The sequence below is a fragment of the Algibacillus agarilyticus genome, assembly GCF_003286125.1.
In the GTDB taxonomy this organism is placed as follows: Bacteria; Pseudomonadota; Gammaproteobacteria; order Enterobacterales; family Alteromonadaceae; genus Algibacillus; species Algibacillus agarilyticus.
Map to the genome: position 1 here is coordinate 1 of NZ_QMED01000018.1, position 19,274 is coordinate 19,274.

At 39.5% G+C, this 19,274-nt stretch carries 10 protein-coding genes; 8 read left to right on the forward strand and 2 right to left on the reverse strand.

The window, feature by feature from the left end; genetic code table 11:
- The 5 genes from DPX34_RS13955 to yciH form a co-directional block, all read left to right on the forward strand.
- Positions 1 to 6,075, forward strand: a 6,075-nt coding sequence (locus DPX34_RS13955) for a tandem-95 repeat protein (RefSeq protein ID WP_157964738.1), incomplete at its 5' end; no start/stop codon positions are given.
- Between the two features lie 56 nt (positions 6,076 to 6,131).
- Positions 6,132 to 6,971, forward strand: coding sequence for an MBL fold metallo-hydrolase (locus DPX34_RS13960; RefSeq protein ID WP_111979070.1), 840 nt, complete (start codon positions 6,132 to 6,134; stop codon positions 6,969 to 6,971).
- 81 nt (positions 6,972 to 7,052) lie between these two features.
- Positions 7,053 to 9,284 carry a CHASE2 domain-containing protein gene (locus DPX34_RS13965; protein ID WP_111979071.1) on the forward strand — a complete coding sequence of 744 codons (2,232 nt, stop codon included), beginning with the start codon at positions 7,053 to 7,055 and terminating at the stop codon, positions 9,282 to 9,284.
- Between the two features lie 21 nt (positions 9,285 to 9,305).
- Entirely contained in the window at positions 9,306 to 10,982 is a 1,677-nt protein-coding gene (locus tag DPX34_RS13970; RefSeq protein WP_111979072.1) for an HD domain-containing phosphohydrolase, read from the forward strand.
- Between the two features lie 86 nt (positions 10,983 to 11,068).
- A complete protein-coding gene (gene yciH, locus DPX34_RS13975; RefSeq protein WP_111979073.1) occupies positions 11,069 to 11,398 on the forward strand; it encodes a stress response translation initiation inhibitor YciH in 330 nt (109 codons plus the stop codon).
- 145 nt (positions 11,399 to 11,543) lie between these two features.
- Here yciH and DPX34_RS13980 read toward each other — a convergent pair whose 3' ends face one another.
- On the reverse strand, positions 11,544 to 11,837 hold the full coding sequence (locus DPX34_RS13980) for a YebG family protein (RefSeq protein ID WP_111979074.1): 294 nt from the start codon (positions 11,835 to 11,837) through the stop codon (positions 11,544 to 11,546).
- Between the two features lie 382 nt (positions 11,838 to 12,219).
- Here DPX34_RS13980 and panP point away from each other — a divergent pair, with 382 nt between their 5' ends.
- Positions 12,220 to 13,872, forward strand: a complete 1,653-nt coding sequence (gene panP, locus DPX34_RS13985; RefSeq protein WP_111979146.1) for a pyridoxal-dependent aspartate 1-decarboxylase PanP — start codon at positions 12,220 to 12,222, stop codon at positions 13,870 to 13,872.
- A 582-nt stretch (positions 13,873 to 14,454) separates the two neighbouring features.
- Here panP and DPX34_RS13990 read toward each other — a convergent pair.
- Complete coding sequence (locus DPX34_RS13990; protein ID WP_111979075.1) at positions 14,455 to 15,111, reverse strand: hypothetical protein; 657 nt, start codon at positions 15,109 to 15,111, stop codon at positions 14,455 to 14,457.
- Between the two features lie 278 nt (positions 15,112 to 15,389).
- Between DPX34_RS13990 and rnr the strand changes: the two genes are divergently transcribed.
- Both rnr and rlmB read left to right on the forward strand, forming a co-directional pair.
- Positions 15,390 to 17,888 carry a ribonuclease R gene (gene rnr, locus DPX34_RS13995; protein WP_232824746.1) on the forward strand — a complete coding sequence of 833 codons (2,499 nt, stop codon included), beginning with the start codon at positions 15,390 to 15,392 and terminating at the stop codon, positions 17,886 to 17,888.
- A gap of 6 nt (positions 17,889 to 17,894) precedes the next feature.
- Complete coding sequence (gene rlmB / locus DPX34_RS14000) at positions 17,895 to 18,641, forward strand: 23S rRNA (guanosine(2251)-2'-O)-methyltransferase RlmB (protein WP_111979077.1); 747 nt, start codon at positions 17,895 to 17,897, stop codon at positions 18,639 to 18,641.
- Positions 18,642 to 19,274: the final 633 nt, after the last annotated feature.

The window sequence follows — 19,274 nt, forward strand, 5'->3', positions numbered from 1 at the left end:
TTCAGTGTGAATGGTAACGACTTACAAATTGTAGCGGCAACCGATTTAGACTTTGAAGCGAAACCGAGCTATGACATTACGGTAACGGTGACGGATTCGGGCAGTGCAACGTTTGCTGAAAACTTCACGATCAACCTGACAGATATTAATGAAGGCCCTCAGATTCTATTAGGTGCTGTTGATGCGGTATTAGATAACGTAACGATGAGTGAAGATGCTTCGCCTACTGCTTTTGCATTAACGAGTGCTTTAACGGCTGTTGATGAAGATACAGCTGATACCTTAACTTGGGGCGTCACAACGGATGCATCAAACGGTACGTTAACGGTGTCTGGTACTGGAACGACTCCAGCGGTATTTACTTATGTACCAAGCTTACATTTTAATGGTTCTGATTCGTTCACCATAAATGTAACGGATGGCGCGATTAGTGACACCTTTACTGTTAATGTGACGATAGACCCCGTTGATGATACACCGTATTTTACCAGTACAGAGATCACAACGATCAATGAAGATAGTGTTTATACATACAACATAACCGCTGCAGATATTGAAGGCTCTACCTTAACGATTACTGCGCCTACACTACCAAGTTGGTTAACTGGATTTACCGATAATGGCGATGGTTCTGCTACATTAACGGGGACTCCAACCAATGATTTTGTTGGTGATAATAGTATTAGTTTATTGGTTAGTGATGGTGCTCTTAATAGTGCGCAATCATATACATTAAGTGTCGCTAATACGAACGATGCACCTTCAACAAGTGATGAAAGCTTTGATCTACCAGAGTCTGCTGAAAACAATTATGTCGTGGGTAGTGTGAGTGGTAGTGATATTGATGTGGGCGATTCAGTTTATTTCTCTATTGTGAGTGGAGATAAAGATAATTTATTTGCTATCGATGCTGCGGGTCAAATTACAGTCAAAGATAGAACGCAATTAGATTATGAAACAGCAACAATTCATGCATTAACCATACAAGTCCGTGATCGCTCTGATACCGAAGATGCTGATCTGCTAGCGGCTAATGCAACGGTCACTGTTTCTGTATTAGATGTGACAGAAAACTACAATTTAGTTGCAGATAGTGCATTTGGTAATAATGGCCACTCTAAAGTCAGCTCACATATAGCGATGAGAGATTCTGAATTTATAGGGGGGGTTGAGCAATCAGACGGTAAATTAGTCGCTGTAGGTAATAGAACTGATGGTTCTGTTCAAAGTATCACTGCGGTTAGATTTACCGCTAATGGTGAACTTGATCCGACCTTTGCTGATAATGGTTATTTCTACTTTGATGAAATAACGACGGATACAACCGCTACAGGTATTGCGGTCTTTAATGATGACATCTATATAGCGGGACAAACCACTTCGGGTGGTTATGAAAGCCCTATTGTTATGAAATTAGATGCTAGCTCTGGATACTTAGATACTGCCTTTGGTGATGGTGCGAGTGGTTATTCAATATACAGTTTTGGTTATGATGTTTACCCTGATGGCTTAATTGTTCGAGATACAAATAGCGATACTATTGTAGATGATGTCTTAATGGCGGCTAGTGTTGATTCTATTGGCTACCGACGTATAGCGCTATTATCGTATCCGACAGATGGTAATGGCACGCCAACTATTTCTTTATATGACGCTAGCACTGATTCTGTTGGTTCTAATCAGTATGTTAATTTTATTGTTGAAGAGCCTGATACTGATACCGTCTTAGTAGGCGGTTATTCTGTAGGCGGCTCAACTACAGTTGGTCGTATCGTTAGGTTTGATAATAACGGTGATTATGATGCTTCATATGGTGATAGCGGTTCTCAAAGTTGTAACGGTGATACGTATGCCTCTGGTAGTGTTGTATTTTGTGTTACTGCGTTACCAACAAGTACAGACGTGTTTAATGATGCTGTTATTTATGACAACGGCACAGAAGAGCAGTTAGTTATCGTTGGGCATACAAATCAAAATAACTACCAAGAACCTTTGATTGCGAGATTTACTAATGCGGGTATTTTAGATACGACCTTTGGCAGTGCATCGTCGGGTTATAATACATTCTATGATGGTAGCAATGCAGCAGAAGCAACCAGTGTTGTATTGAGCTCTGGTGAACTGGTTACTAATTATCAAAAAGCGCTCGCTACTTATGCTGACTTCCAGCCGGTCAAGGTTAACCTAGCGGGAACTGCCATGGTATTGGCAGATGAGACCGAAATTTCATTATCAGATGATTTATATCCTCTTGATGACAAAATGAATAAGATGCTTGTTACCAGCGATAATAATATTGTAGCGATAGGAACAGCTAACGAAGATTGGGATCTAGAGGGTACAAGTGAACGAACCGTTGGCGCTATAGCGAAGTTCACTCTTGCTAATATAGCAGCGGCGACTAATCCATTAAATGTGAATTTTTCAACCGCATTTGATAATACGGATAATGGCTATCGACGTGTACCGCTTAGTCGAAATACCGAAGACGAAGGTTTTTATGACCAAGGGCTTGTGCGTAACTTAATACACCTTGATGATGCCAATAATGTTTATATTGCGGCAGATGGTTTAGATTTTAATGAGTCAAGTACGGCTGCTCTATTAAAATTAGACGCAGATTCTGGCCAAGTTAATACGAGTTATCAATATAACGGCACAACAACCCCTATATATGAAGTGGATTTACAAGCGTCAGCTGTTGCAGCAGACGGCACACAATACATTTTATATTATGAAGATCTCTCTAGTTACTATTACATTACTAAATATGATAGCTCAGGTACGTTAGACCTGACCTTCAGCTACTCTTATAGTCCAAGTGGTCCGTTAGATGGCGCTGATATTGTGGTGGATAATAACGGTAAGATTGTTTTTGTTGGCTATGATAGTTCAAATAACGAACTTGTTTTTGAACGGATCGCTACGTCAGGATCGAGTGAAACAAGTCAAACAACTAATTTGAATTCTGAAGAAATGTACTTAACACGGCTGTATTCGATTGCTGTTGACCCTGTCTCGAACGAGATAGTTGTGATGACAAGTGGTGATACAAATCGTTTAACACTCTTTAAATTTAATACATCGGGTGAGTTAAATAGCAGTAACTTTGGAACTGATATTGGCGAAGGCACCTACAATGGTTACCTTGAAGTTGACGTGGAACCCGCTTCTGCTACTGGTGAAACAAATAATGCAGTTGACGTACTTCATAGCATGGTTGTTATGTCGGATTCATCAATTGTCATTAGTGCATTTGATAATGGATTAAGTGTTCTAGTGGGGATGGATGAAGATGGTCTCTTATTTGATTCCAGTACAGGATACACAAATTGGGATGAAGGGATTTTAGACATAGACCTCACGAGCTATGGCGATGTTATTTCTGATGTAACGGAAGTTAATGGCGACCTTGTTTTACTCGGTACTGCGATTGATGGAGAGTTATCTATACAAGATAATATTATTTCATTAATCGACATGCCTTCTGGTGCCTATAATAGTTCATTTGCGACTAATGGCGTTTTCACTCAGGATTTAGCTCAGAGTGAAGCTGCTCTTAATATTGAAGCAACCTACGATAAAGGTGAAATGAGCATTTGGTTCTCATCATACATACCTGTAAATGCCGGCGATGCTGAATCAATTGTTATTTCTAAATATAGCTCGACGACATCTTTTGCCCCTGTTGTTTTAGAAGGAGTAACGGTTGCCGCATCTCATGTGGAAGATACAACTGCACAAATCATAAACTTAAGCGCTTATGATGGTGAAGGTGACGATTTAACGTGGACAATATCAACCGATGCATCGGATGGCACAGCCGTATTAACCGATAATGGTGATACAGCGACTTTAAGTTATGTACCGGATGGCAATTTTTATGGCGTCGATACAGTGATAGTAACCGTTAGTGATGGTACTAATTCAGATACCGTGACTATTAATGTTACCGTTACAAATGTTAATGATGTGCCTGTGATAAGTGAAGGGAATTCAATTAGCGATAACTTAGAGGTCGACACGGATATTACAGTCTCATTAAATGCGACGGATGTTGATTCTTCAGATGTATTAACTTGGAGCATAATGACTGCACCAACTAATGGTTCGGCTATCTTTCCAAGTGGTTCGTCAGGCAACTCAACTGATGTTCAATATACGCCAAGTGCTAGTTTCGAAGGCAGTGATAGCTTAGTGGTTAAAATTAGTGACGGTAACGGTGGAGAAGATACCATCACGATTAATTTAGAGGTACTGGCATTTAATGATTTACCGATTGCCAACGACGCCAGTTATAACATTTATGAAGCCGCTGCTAATAATACGGCAATAGCGACATTTATTGCGTCTGACGCTAATACACTGACTTATTCTATTACGTCAGGTAATGAAGAGAGCGCATTTGCTATTAATGCGATAACCGGCGCTATTACGGTTGCCGATAGCACGCAGCTTGATTATGAAGTTAAAGATACTTATAACCTCGTTGTTAGCGCTGTTGATGATTCGCTTATCAGCAAATCAGATACTGCCAATGTCACCATCACAATTGACGATATAATTGAAAAAGAAACTCCAACGCTTGATGCTAGTTTTGGCACAAGTGGTGAATGGCGCTTGGAGCCTGCTTATTCGACAAGTACAACCAGTGTGGCATTTTCAAGTAATAATGATGTGTATTTAGGCGTTGGTATTGGAACCGAAAGCGGCGTTGATTTTGGTATTGCCGCGATAACGAACACGGGGGCTAATAATACGGCCTTTAACAGCACGGGCTTAGTGCAAGATGACTACACGGCTGGCTCTACTCATACGACTTTTGATATTAAATATTTAGCCGATGGCAAAACCTTATTATTAAGTGTGGTTGATTACAGTCCTGCCAACCTAGTGTTATCAAAATATAATGTGGATGGTTCACTTGATACCGCATTTGGTTCCAGTGGGCGTGTTGTGTATAACCAAACAGGCATTGATATGGGCGGCGTGATTGGAATAGATAGTAACGATAATATCTATATCACGGGCTACAATGGTGAATCGAATAACTCTTACCTTGCTGCTTACGACAGCACGGGTACTGTTCGAAATATATTTGGTGCAGGTAATGATGTTCTATTTTCATTACCGTTAGCGGTTAATGATATTGCCTTTGATGCTGCAGATAATGTGTATATTGCAGGTCAATATCTTGGGGCGGTGAACGATGCTTTTGTGGCTAAAGTTGACCCATCTGAAACAGAAAGTGGTTATTTAGATTTAACTTGGGGAACTGCTGGCTACCAAACCTATACATCAGCTGGATTTTACGATGAATTCTTAGATATCGAATTTGATGAAAGTGGCAATTTATATGCTGCGGGTGTATTTGACGATGGCACATATGTATATGGTACTGTTGTTAAATATTCAAATTTGGGTGCACAGTTACTTGCTAATAATTTTGATTTTGCTGAATCCGAATTTGATGTTCGTTTTAATGCCATGCAAATTATCGATAAAGAACGTTTGATGGTTACTGGCTACTTAAATGGTTCAAATGGAGTCGAACTAATAGCCGCTAGAATTTTGTTAGAGACTGTTGAATTAGATACAACGTTCAATACGGTTGGTTATTTAAAACGAGCTGATGCCTCTGTATATTATAATGGCTTTGGGGTTAAATACGCTGATGATTTAACGTTAACACTTGCGGGGGCAGCCGTACCTACAGGTGGTGGTGTTGATGATATATTTGCAGTTAAGTATGATATCGACCGTCAATATTATCCTCATGTACTTGAAGGTGAGGGAACGTCTGTCATATTAGATGATGAAACAACAAGTGTCATGCTTGAGCTTAATGTCGTTGATATTGATGGTGATAGTTCAGCTGTAACATGGAGTGATAGCGGTTGTGCAGGTACAGTGGTCACATACTCAACGACAACGGGGGCGAGTTCAAGTTTAACCTTAACTAATGACTCGGCTTACCAAGAATATTGTGATATAGACATTACGGTGATTGATGCACAAGGAAATTCACGTGTTTTTGTGATTGATGTATCAGCTTCATTTGTTAATGCCTCTTAAAGGTTGTGCTACTATTAAATGGTATTGACTATCAATAATTTTGGAAAGGGTGATGGATGCAAGTTACATTTTATGGTGTTAGGGGGTCAACCCCTGCACCGGGTGCAGAGTTTTCTCGTTATGGCGGTAATACCGCTTGCGTTCATGTAAAATTATCTGATGGTACTCATTTAATTTTAGACTCGGGCACGGGCATAAAAAAGTTGGGTAATATATTAGCCCGGCATAGTGATGATATTCATCTACTTTTGTCACATAATCATTGGGATCATATTCAGGGTTTTCCTTTTTTCTTACCTGCATTTCAACCTCGCCGTAAAATATTCATTACGCCAGGCTTAACAACCCCATTTGAACCCGAAGCTATTTTGAATCAGATGTCTGGTTCATGGTTTCCTATTTCTAAAAATGAATTACTTGCAGACATTAAAATATTGGAGAAAGACGAATCTATTCTTTCTTGGAAGATTGGTTCTGCGACCATTACACGCCGCAAGATGAATCACCCTGGTGGCGGCTCTTCATATTTAATCAATGATGGCGGTACTAAGCTTGCTTATGTCACTGATAATGAGTTGTTTCCTCCGTATCGTATCGAGACTGAATTTTCAGAATGGCAATCATTTATTAAAAATGCAGACTTGCTGATCCATGATGCGCAATATACTGATAAAGACATGCCTTTAAAGCATGGTTGGGGTCATAGTTTATTAGAACAAGCCGTTGAATTGGCGACTTCTTCTGGCGTTAAGCGTTGTGCTTTTTATAGCCATGATCATACCAGAACGGATGATGCGCTTGATGAATTAATGATGCATGTTAAAGAAAGGCTTGATCAACTGAAAAGCCCTGTCGATATTATGGCCGCTCATGAAGGGCAAGTGGTCATATTATAGTGTTCAAATAATGGAGTGTTCACATGCCGCTGATGACAAAAATTAATATTTTTACCTTTTCTTCTTTTTATAGACACGCCTGTGTTTAGTCGTTTTAGACCTTCGTTTATTCAATTAGCTAAAATAGCAAGTACAACGGTTTTGTTTGTACTTGTATTATTACAACTTTCACAATTTGGCGATGTTGCCACCCATCAATTAAAAAGACTGGATGGTATGTTCTATGATCTTCGGCTGAAGACCACATTGGAGCATCGACCTGTTTATAACGATACCAATATATCGATCATTGATATTGACGAAAAAAGCTTAGCCGAACATGGTCGTTGGCCTTGGAGCCGACGAAAAGTAGCAGAACTTATTGATAAATTACTTGATGCTGGGGTGATCGTAATTGCATTCGATGTCGTGTTTTCAGAGCCTGAAAGAAACCCAATTGATGAGCTAACTCAAGAACTAGGCACTGATAATCATAATATTCAGGCGTTAACACAGTATAAAGAAGATATTGATGGCGATTTACGCATGTCACAATCATTAGAAAATGGTGATGTGGTGTTGGGTATTGTATTTGAAAAAGACAGTGTGACTAGCCGAGGGATTGTTCCTGATAATGTTATTCGTATTGATCAAGATGTGCCTATTCCTAGAATAAAGGCTCTGCCATTTGGCAGTTATATCGGTAATATTGATGTGCTGCACGAAGCGGCTATTGGCAAAGGCTTTTTTAATGCGGTACCCGATGATGACGGCTCTATTCGTCGAGCGGCATTATTGATCCAATATGAAGGTACGATATATCCATCGCTTGCACTTGAAGCTGCTCGTTTATATTCATTAGCCGACGAGATTAAGGTTGATGTCATTACTGATGGTAACGATCAGTTTAATGTATTAGGGGTTTTACTTAATGATCAATTAGTAAAAACAGATGAAAATGGTCGAGTATTAGTCCCTTATCGGGGGGGGCGCAATAGTTTTCCATATATTTCTGCTGCCGATGTACTTGCCGGTACAATAGAGCCAGATAGTTTAATGGATTCAATTGTGTTTGTGGGGACTTCTTCAGTTGGCCTTGCTGATTTACGTGAAACGCCGGTTGGTATTCAATACCCTGGAGTTGAAGTACATGCCAATATACTTGAAGGACTTCTACACCCAGATGTATTTTCTTATCGTCATGACTTAGCTGATTATTACACTGTTCTTTATCTTGTACTCTTTGGTGTGGTGATGGCATTTTATTTCCCTAAAATGGGACCGGGGCAAATGGCCTTTTGGGGAATGCTACTATTGGCAACCACGATCGGTTTTAATACCTATTTATGGGCTAACGAAAAAATTTCGATGCCTTTAACGACGCCTATTTTATTATGTTTATTTTTGACTGTGATTAATATCGCGTTTGGCTTCTTTGCCGAAAATAGCCAGAAAAAAGTTATCAAAGGTATGTTTGACCAATATGTACCGCCTGCACACATTGATAAAATGTTGAATGATCCTAATTCAGTGTCTTTAGCGGGTGATCGTAAAAATATGTCGGTGTTGTTTTCCGATATACGCAGTTTTACCACGATTTCTGAAGGTTTATCGGCTAATGATTTGAAGTTATTGCTTAATCGATACTTTTCCCCTATCACTAAAACGATATTGGATTACCAAGGCACGATTGATAAGTATGTTGGTGATATGGTGATGGCATTCTGGGGCGCACCGTTAGATGATGAAAAACATGCAACTAATTCAATTAAAGCCGCTTTTTCAATGTTGGAAATTACCGCGCAACTTAGAGAGCAATTTGTACTTGATGGGCTACCGGCAATTAAAGTCGGGATCGGCATTAATACGGGTGACATGAACGTCGGTGACATGGGATCAGAATTTAGGCGTGCTTACACGGTTTTAGGTGACTCGGTGAATTTAGGCAGCCGTTTAGAAAGCTTAACGAAGGCTTATGGTATCGAGCTTTTGGTTAGTGAATATACAATGGCACAAGCTATTGATGACTTTGAGTTTAGACCTATTGATAGAGTGATCGTAAAAGGAAAAACAACGGCTGTTGCGACATTTGAGCCTATTTGTGAAAAAGGGGCTTTAAACGAGCAAGACAGAGCTGAGCTTGATCAGTATAATGCGGCATATACTCTATACTTATCTCAATTGTGGCCAGAAGCTGAACAAGCGTTCAATGATCTGCATGCGCTCAATCCAGAACGAATGGTCTATAGCATTTATTTAGATAGAATTAATCAATTAAAAAACGAGCCCAAACAAGATGACTGGGATGGATCTTTTACTCATACGAGCAAATAGCAAAAAAGAGTTGAATACAAAATGAGTTTATCTGCTTCTGTAAATAATAGTCAGAATATTGCTGATATTCGCCTCACGCAAATAGAGCGTATGATCGAGGTGGGTCAAGCGCTGTCTTCAGAAAAAGACACAACTAAATTACTTGAGCAAATATTATTAGCCGCCAAAGAATTAACGCATGCCGATGGTGGTACGATATATTCAGTCACCCCAGACAAGTCATTAAAGTTCGAAACCTTGATCAATGATACGCTTAATATGTATATGGGTGGTACAAGTGATGTTGCCATCCCTTTTGATGCCATTCCGTTGTTTAAAGATGGCAAAGCGAATGTAACGGCCCTAGTGGCTTATGCGGCTAACACCGATCAAGTGGTTAATATTCCAGATGCTTATGAACCTTTTGATGGTTTTGACATGACAGCCGCGCGGGCAATGGATGCGAAGATTGGTTACCGAACTCGTTCTGTTTTAACCGTTCCCATGAAAAACCATGAAGGCGAGTTAAACGGGGTATTACAACTCATTAATGCCCAAGATATTACCAAAACACCTGCTGAAATAATTCCATATTCCAAAGATATTGAGCGCATTGTCGTTGCGTTAGCTTCGCAGGCTGCAGTCGCGTTAACGAATCGCCAATTGATTGATGATATGGAAACCTTGTTTCAATCATTTACTAAGTTACTGGCAAAATCTATCGATGAAAAATCACCTTATACAGGTGGTCATTGTCGCCGCGTGCCTGAAATAACCATGATGTTAGCGCAAGCCGTGGATCGCACCACTTCGGGTCCGTTATCTCATTTTTCGATGTCAGATGAAGATTTATATGCATTAAATATTGCGGCATGGCTACACGACTGCGGTAAAATCGCAACGCCTGAATATGTAATGGACAAAGCAACGAAGCTGGAAACTATTTTTGATCGTATTGAATTGGTTGAAGCGCGTTTTGAAATTGCTAAACGAGATGTTGAAATAGCTTATATGCAAAAAGCCATCGCGGCTATTAAGCGTGGTGATACCGAAGCTGAAGCTAATTTAATGGCAGAATGTAAAGAAGCTCAGCACGAATTAGAAGAACAAATGGCATTTCTTGCGCGTGCTAACATCGGTGGCGAGTTTATGAACCCGGCTGACCAGCAGCGTGTTAAAGACATTGGTGAAAGTTACTGTTTAGATATACGTCACCGCAAGCAACCATTGCTTGAAGAAGATGAGATCCAAAATTTAGCCATTGCGCGTGGGACTTTGAATAATGAAGAGCGCACGATCATCAATCGACATATTGATATTACAATTGACATGCTCGAAGCGTTACCATTTCCTCGCCATTTACGTAATGTGCCAGAATATGCAGGCGGCCACCATGAAAAAATGGATGGCACGGGCTACCCTAAAGGGCTCACTCGTGAGCAAATGTCAGTACCGGCTCGTATGATGGCTATAGCGGATATTTTTGAAGCATTAACTGCATCTGATAGACCGTATAAACCGGCGAAAAAATTATCAGAATGTTTGAAAATTTTAGGTTTTATGCGCAAGGATAACCATATTGACCCAGACTTATTTGATATTTTTGTTGATAATAAAATTTATCTTGAATTTGCAGATAAATTTTTAGATTCATCACAAGTCGATGATATTGATATTGCTAAAATTCCAGGCTATGTTCCACCAGATCAACGCCGTTAAACTCGTGGTAAAACATAACAAACGCTATTCGCCCCCGTATCATTCACCAGTAAAGACAACAACAATAATTTAAAAGATATAACGCTATGGATTTTAAAGATTTAAATTTAGTCTATTCGACCGATAGTGGTCGCATTAAAACACCAGAAAAAGAACAGAAAGCTCAAACTTTTACCGATGGTTTTGTCCGTGTAAGACGCGAAACTAAAGGAAGAAAAGGTAAAGGGGTTATCACTATTACGGGGATACCACTGACGGGAGCGGAATTAAAAGCCGTTGCTCAAAAGTTGAAAAAAAAGTGTGGCACGGGCGGTTCGGTTAAAGATGGGGTCATTGAAGTGCAGGGTGACAAACGTGATGTTATTAAGGCTGAGCTTGAGGCTTTAGGCTATAAAGTTAAATTTTCAGGTGGTTAGGTTATTATTTAGTAAAATTAAACTTCTCAAACAGCATGATTAAAAATACAAATGAGTTGATTAAAGAAGTCACACTGTACTTCTTTAATCATTGATAGCTTGCTTCTGGTGTTTGACGTTGTCACTAAGTTGATTTACTTAGCCACTATTTTGCTGCGTTTAATTGTGCAACATTATTTTCGGTGTCTTCTTCGGGCTTAATGATTTGCTGTAAGTCATCCACTTTACCTTTGAATGCATTCGCAAATATGTCTTTATTTTCAGCAATAACACGGCCTACATTCTCAGCTTGTTTATCGCTTAAGTCATCTATATTTTGTTCTAAAATAGTTGAGATCGCTTCTGCAAGCTCTAACATTTTATCGTATGCATCGGCATCTTTTTTACTTGTAAACATTTTTCCGTCCCGGTCGCATTGCCAAAGTGCTCTAACACCCATAGTGATTACCTTTAAAATTTGACTGTTTTTTTATACAGTATAATCATCATTAATTATATTGCAAATTGAATTCAGTGATTTGCATAAAAATAGACTTGCTAGATTATAGGCAGTCTTAAATGCTTTATTATATAGAAGTAAGCCGCGATATATAAGTTTTGCACCTTTATACCTCATAACACGTTGAAATACAGCTTGAAGTAATTTGAGTATAATAGGAAAATTCTTTAGATTGCGTTTAAACTATACGCTAACCCATTTTGAATGGTTGAGCATAAACGATTTATATTGTTTATGTATAATTTAAAATCACCCATGTTGCTAACCATTTATCAACGACGCATATCGTTGGCGCATTGAGCTAGGCCGGTATTTGAAAAACGTGAGACAAACAAAACATAAGCAGGCAACTGCAAATGAAGAATCAATGTTAAGGATCTTTACCGTTCCTGAAGCACCTGATTCAACATTAGGACGCATTGAGAAAGAGATCTCACAAAACATCATTGGCTTTTTAAACGAGCATGTCGTCGCTAAAGAACAATTGCTAGGTGAAATTGAAAAAGATTTCTCTAATGCTGATGTACCTGAGAACCCACATTTTGTATCTGATCATACCGCATTTTTATTAGACAAATTGGTTGCGCAATCCGTGCATACCGCATCGCCCAGTTTTATTGGTCATATGACATCGGCCTTACCTTATTTTATGCTGCCATTGTCTAAAATTATGATCGCGTTAAATCAAAACTTAGTCAAAATTGAAACGTCAAAAGCCTTTACGCCTTTAGAAAGGCAAGTGCTAGGGATGATGCATAATCTAGTTTATGCCAATACTGACACATTTTATGATGAATATATGCATTCTGAGCGTTGTTCTTTAGGTGCATTTTGCTCGGGTGGTACCATTGCAAATATTACGGCGCTTTGGGTTGCACGTAATAATTTATTTAAAGCAACAGCTGATTTTGCTGGCATTGCTAAAGCGGGTTTATATCGAGCATTAATGCATTATGGCTATAAAGGGGCTGTAGTCTTAGTTTCTGAGCGTGGGCATTATTCTTTAGCTAAATCAGCTGATTTACTCGGTATTGGTCGCGACGATGTTATCTCTATTACAACCGATGAAAATAATCGTGTTGATGTAAATGCGATGCGCCAACAAGCCAAAGCCTTAAAAGATCAAGGCATCGCTATTATGGCTATCGTTGGAGTTGCTGGCACAACAGAAACGGGTAATATAGACCCATTAGCCGCAATGGCCGATTTAGCTGATGAATTACAGTGTCATTTTCATGTTGATGCCGCTTGGGGCGGGGCTACGTTGTTTTCTAAACAGTACTCGGCTTTGCTTAAAGGTGTTGAACGAGCTGATTCTGTTACTATTGACGCGCACAAACAAATGTACGTACCGATGGGAGCTGGCATTGTTTTATTTAAAGACCCTGAGATCAGCAGTAATATTGAACATCATGCCGAGTATGTTTTACGTAAAGGTTCAAAAGATCTCGGTAGTCATACACTAGAGGGATCTAGACCCGGTATGGCTTTGTTAGTTTATGCCAGTATGCATATTCTAGGGCGTAAAGGGTATGAATTATTAATTGATCGCAGCATTGCCCAAGCCCAATATTTTGCCTCTTTAATTCAATCTCAAACTGATTTCGAATTAGTTTCAGCGCCTGAACTTTGCTTATTGACCTATCGATATGTTCCTGCGCCATTAAAAGCCTTATTGCAATGTCAAGATCCGATATTAATTGAGCAAATTAATGAATGTTTAGATGATTTAACCAAGTACGTTCAAAAGCGTCAACGTGAAACGGGTAAATCTTTTGTATCGCGTACTCGTATTAATCCGAGTGTTTATGGTGGTCAAGCAATCACGGTATTTAGAGTCGTTTTAGCCAATCCGTTGACAACAGAATCTATTTTGAGTGACGTACTGGCAGAGCAAAGAGAGCTTGCTAAAAGTAGTGAAATAGCACTGCCTAAACTCATGAGCATTCTTGCTCAATGGCAAACTAATAGTTAAATGCATAAAGCTAAGTGAACGATTAATTTATAGTCTTCTCGCTCAGGTTTTATGGTTCATTGTCAGCGCTTACTCGCCCCAATCACATAGTAGAGCATATGCTCATGAGGTCTCGAAGCTTGACGGCTTCCCCTAAAACCCGATCGCTTTGACTATAATCATCGTTATTTTAGGGCGTGTTTACCTTTGTCGTATCGATTTTGTTCAATTCCAAAGCGTTTTGATCGCGGCATTGGCTTGATGGCATAGTGGTTCTACGTCAAAAGCCAATAACAAAGAGCAAAACGTTTTGGATTGAACCCAAAGGGCAGCGCATTTGCACTCTTTCTACTACGTTGCCCCACATGGATGTGGTGTAAGGTGACTTTGCAGGAGCATAAAGTCTTTATCGCGCTTTTATGTAGAATAACGACACCGCAATCGCTCTGCCTTGTACAAATCGTGCAAATACGGCTGCAAAAGCATACANGAGCATAAAGTCTTTATCGCGCTTTTATGTAGAATAACGACACCGCAATCGCTCTGCCTTGTACAAATCGTGCAAATACGGCTGCAAAAGCATACACAAAAGATAAACACGCCCTAATTTTTACTCATTGTTTGTTCATATTCTTGTTTATGTAATAAACGCAATTGCGCCATATAACTTGATTCACCCGGAACCGATATCTGAGGGAGTAACTCCTCGATAATGTTATCCGGAGCTTGAATGAAATTACCTGCATTGGGTTGGCTGATCCTAAATTTAATGAATTTATCTTTTTGCATGAATAAATAAGAATACGAGTTATATTCAGCCCCCGACGCTAATACGATTTTTGTTGTTGCTCTTAACCCATTAAACATTTTGCCCGTTTCGCTAACTTCAAAAGTTTCCACATCTTTGCCAATTCTTTTGTGATAAATACCTTGGTCGACGGCATTATCTATTTCCATAAAGATATTGTTCATTTCGCTTTCAAGCAGATGGTTATTATTTTGCCAATAAAAATGCCTGATAGGGTACGTATAAACAGAAACTTCATCTTGATCAAAATATCGATTTTCATAACGCAAACTGCTGCCGTATAAAGGCTGTTCGTATGTTTGTTGATTAATAAATACAAGGCTTTGGGTGTTTTTAGGATAGATAAAATCGCGTTCATAGTTACTGCTAACAATGATTTTTTCTACTTGGGTGCTGCTACAACTTGCTAAGCTGAGTAATATAACGATGCTTGTAAACGTGGCTTTTAACATACTAAGTACCTTGTTTTTTCTGCTAAAGGTTCTGTAAAACGCGTTGTTTTTAATATATTGACGACGTTATATTAAGCACTAAATGTCAAAGAAATGTTAAGTTCACATCGTATAAATTTAAGCTTAGTGGAAAAGTGTATTTTTGCTGATAGATTTTAAAAAATGCTCAATTATTGTTAATTAGTTCTTTTTTTATAAATAAAAGGAATGTGGGTATATCGCTACTTTTTTGTCTTAGTCGGGTATACTGTGGTTAATTAATTTACATGAAGCTATTTATGCGCCCATCAGCCAAAGATACAAAAAATAAATTTCATCCATTACTTGCTGAAAAAGTAGCTAGCTATCTAGACGAGAGCTTAGCGCCTGTTGATTTTCAACATTTATGCCAGCAATTTTCAATTTCTGATAAAGACGCTCAGCGCGAGCTAACCGCTTGTTTAATTTCATTGCAAGATGAAGGTCGAGTTTTATTAGATAAGTCGAATGAATACACAACCCCAGATAAATTAGGCTTAGTGACCGGTCGAGTGATTGGTCATCGCGAAGGCTTTGGTTTTCTTAATACGGGCGGTTCAGGAAAAGACTTATTCTTGCTTAATCACCAAATGCAGTCATGTATGCATGGTGATTTAGTCTTAGCTAAGGCTGGCAGTGTGGATAAAAAAGGTCGCCAAGAAGCTAAAATAGTTAAAACAATTCAGGGTAGAAAAGAGCCTTTAGTTGGCCGCTTTTTTATTGAAAATAGACTGGCTTTTGTTGTTCCCGATGATAGCCGTATTCAACATGAAATTATTATTGAGCAGGGAAATATTAAAGGTGCTCGTCATGGTCAAATGGTTGTGGTCGAGTTAATTAAACGTCCATCAAAGCGTTTTAGCCCTCTTGGTAAGATCAAAGAAATTCTCGGTGATCATATGGCTCCGGGCATGGAAATTGATGTTGCCTTACGCAATTATGATATTCCTCATCATTGGTCAAGCAAAGTTGATCGTGAAATAGATAAAATTGCAGATGAAGTTTTAGAAGAATCCAAAGTGACTCGTCGTGATTTACGTGCATTACCTTTAGTCACCATAGATGGTGAAGATGCACGTGATTTTGATGATGCCGTTTACTGTGAACGTAAAAAATCCGGTGGTTGGCGTTTATGGGTTGCCATTGCTGATGTCAGTCATTATGTTCGTCCTGGAACCGCTTTAGACGATGAAGCGCAAGATCGAGGAACATCGGTTTATTTTCCTGAGCAAGTCGTACCGATGTTGCCAGAAAAGCTTTCAAATGGTTTATGCTCATTAAACCCTAACGTAGACCGATTATGTATGGTCTGTGAGATGACCGTCAGTGAAGCGGGGAATTTATCGGGTTACGAGTTTTATCCTGCTGTTATGAATTCGCATGCGCGTTTTACGTATACCAAAGTTGGTAAAATACTAGAGGGTGATGAGCCTTTACGTGAACGTTATTCGACATTTGTTCCGCATTTAGAAACATTGCATGCAATGTATAATGCATTAAAGACTAAACGCTCAGAACGCGGTGCAATAGAGTTCGAAACACCTGAACCTAGATTTGTTTTTAATTCAGAACGTAAAATCGAAACTATTGAGCTAATTACACGTAATGATGCACATAAGCTTATCGAAGAATGCATGATTTTAGCGAATGTGTCAGCTGCACGTTTTGTCGAAAAGCATAAAGCTCAAGCGTTATTCCGTATTCATGAAGCGCCTGAAGGTGAGCGATTAACCAAATTTATTGGTTTTATCGGCGAGCTGGGTTTAACCATGTCGTTTGATAAAAATAATATTACACCGCATGTTTATAAAGAATTAATTGAGCGTATTCAAGGCCGACCTGATCAAGAATTAATTCAAACGATGATGCTTCGGTCAATGCAGCAAGCCGTTTATAGTGGCGATAACCAAGGCCACTTTGGCTTAGCACTTAATGGTTATTCTCATTTTACTTCACCCATACGTCGTTACCCTGACTTGATTTTACATCGTGCAATAAAGTCTGTTTTAGTCAAACAGAAAAAAACACAACGCAATGATGGCGAACATAGCTATACAACAGACGCGATAGACAAACTCGGCGAGCATACATCAATGACTGAACGACGAGCTGATGAAGCGACTCGTGATGTAGCAAACTGGTTGAAATGCGAATTTATGCAAGATCATGTTGGCAGTACTTATGCGGGGGTTATTTCAGCCGTTACGGGTTTTGGTTTTTTTGTTCGAGTCCATGATTTATATATTGAAGGTTTAGTGCATATTGCTTCGCTTGGTAAAGACTATTACGTGTTTGATAACGCTAAGCAGCGCTTAAAAGGTGAACGCACACGCAAAGTGTATAAACTGGGTGATGAAGTGAGCATTATTGTTGCTGGTGTTAATCTAGAAGATAAAAAAATTGATTTTAAAATAGCCCCTAAAGATGCGATTTTAGATAAAGTCGAAAATAAACGTACCGAGTCATCTACAAGCAAGCCAGAGACCAAAAAACATAAAGACCGACAGCCCCGTAATGAAAAACCTAAAGGCAAGCATAAACATAAGCATAAAGGTAAACCAAAACGTAAAGGTGGCAGTAAAACACAAGAGTTGATGGACAAAGACAATTCAAATGCTGCCAAAAATAAAAAGTCACCACTCTCGTCAGGTAAGCCCAAAGGGCGAGCAGCAGGTAAAGGTAGACCCAAATCAAGAGTGGCCTCGAGCGAAGCAACAACGAGCCCAAGTAGCCCCAGCAGAAAGAAAAAGCGGAGATAAAACGCCTTGAGTAAAACCGAAACAATATATGGCATTCATGCTGTAGAAGCCGTTATCAGCCAAGAACCTGAGCGTTTTTTAGAAATATTTGCCTTAAAGGGTCGAGATGATGAAAGATTAAACCAAATTTTACGATTAGCACAAAGTAATGGGATCTCCATACAAATTGCAAATCGCAAATCATTAGACGATAAAGCATCAGGTGGTCGCCACCAAGGGATTGTAGCTCGAGTTAAAATGGCGCCAGTTTTAACTGAAAATGATTTGGATGTTATTTTAAATGAAAAAGGTCAGCAAACGTTTCTGCTGGTTCTTGATGGTGTGACTGATCCGCATAATATTGGTGCTTGTTTGCGAACCGCTGATGCGGCAGGTGCGCATGCGGTCATTGTACCTAAAGATAATTCAGGTGGTTTAACGTCTACCGCCCGTAAAGTTGCTTGTGGTGCCGCAGAAAAAGTGCCTTTTATACAAGTGACTAATTTAGCCAGAACACTCCGTCATATTCAAGAGCAAGGTGTATGGGTAATTGGAACCGCAGGCGAAGCCACACAAACGTTGCACCAAGCTAAGTTGGTTGGCCCTATGGCATTAGTCATGGGAGCAGAAGGAAAAGGCATGCGTCGTTTAACACGTGAAACATGTGATGAGCTTATCTCTATTCCAATGGCGGGCAGTGTTTCAAGTTTAAATGTCAGCGTTGCAACAGGGGTTTGTTTATTTGAGGTTGTCAGGCAACGAGGTAATGATTGATTCGCTAGGGCGTGTTTATCTTTTGTGTATGCTTTTGCAGCCGTATTTGCACGATTTATACAAGGCAGAGCGATTGCGGTGTCGTTATTCTACATAAAAGCGCGATAAAGACTTTATGCTCCTGCAAAGTCACCTTACCCCACATCCATGTGGGGCAACATAGTAGAAAGAGTGCAAATGCGCTGCCCTTTGGGTTCAATCCAAAACGTTTTGCTCTTTGTTATTGGCTTTTGACGTAGAACCACTATGCCATCAAGCCAATGCCGCGATCAAAACGCTTTGGAATTGAACAAAATCGATACGACAAAGATAAACACGCCCTAGAATTACTTTTCTTATTAAAGCACTTTTTAGCGCTTTTTTCTTATGTTAGGTCGCAATATAGATGGCAAGTGAGCACACTTATTTACATTTCAACGACTTGCTAACTATAATCTTTTCGCTCAGGTTTTATGGTTCATTGTCAGCGCTTACTCTCGACTTTGGCTCCTGCGTCGTTCTAACACCTAAATCCATTTAGGCGGCCCCAATCACATAGTAGAGCATATGCTCATGGCGTCTCGAAGCTTGCCTGCATGGCGAGAGCAGGACGCGGTAGCTTTGACTGCTTTGCTTACATGGATGTCAGTACTT

What these genes read in the sequence shown, in the direction of transcription:
- DPX34_RS13960 (WP_111979070.1), top strand. Translation starts at nt 6,132, where the DNA reads ATGCAAGTTACATTTTATGGTGTTAGGGGGTCAACCCCTGCACCGGGT.
- DPX34_RS13970 (WP_111979072.1), top strand. Translation starts at nt 9,306, where the DNA reads ATGAGTTTATCTGCTTCTGTAAATAATAGTCAGAATATTGCTGATATT.
- yciH (WP_111979073.1), top strand. Translation starts at nt 11,069, where the DNA reads ATGGATTTTAAAGATTTAAATTTAGTCTATTCGACCGATAGTGGTCGC.
- DPX34_RS13980 (WP_111979074.1), bottom strand. Translation starts at nt 11,837, where the DNA reads ATGGGTGTTAGAGCACTTTGGCAATGCGACCGGGACGGAAAAATGTTT.
- DPX34_RS13990 (WP_111979075.1), bottom strand. Translation starts at nt 15,111, where the DNA reads ATGTTAAAAGCCACGTTTACAAGCATCGTTATATTACTCAGCTTAGCA.
- rnr (WP_232824746.1), top strand. Translation starts at nt 15,390, where the DNA reads ATGCGCCCATCAGCCAAAGATACAAAAAATAAATTTCATCCATTACTT.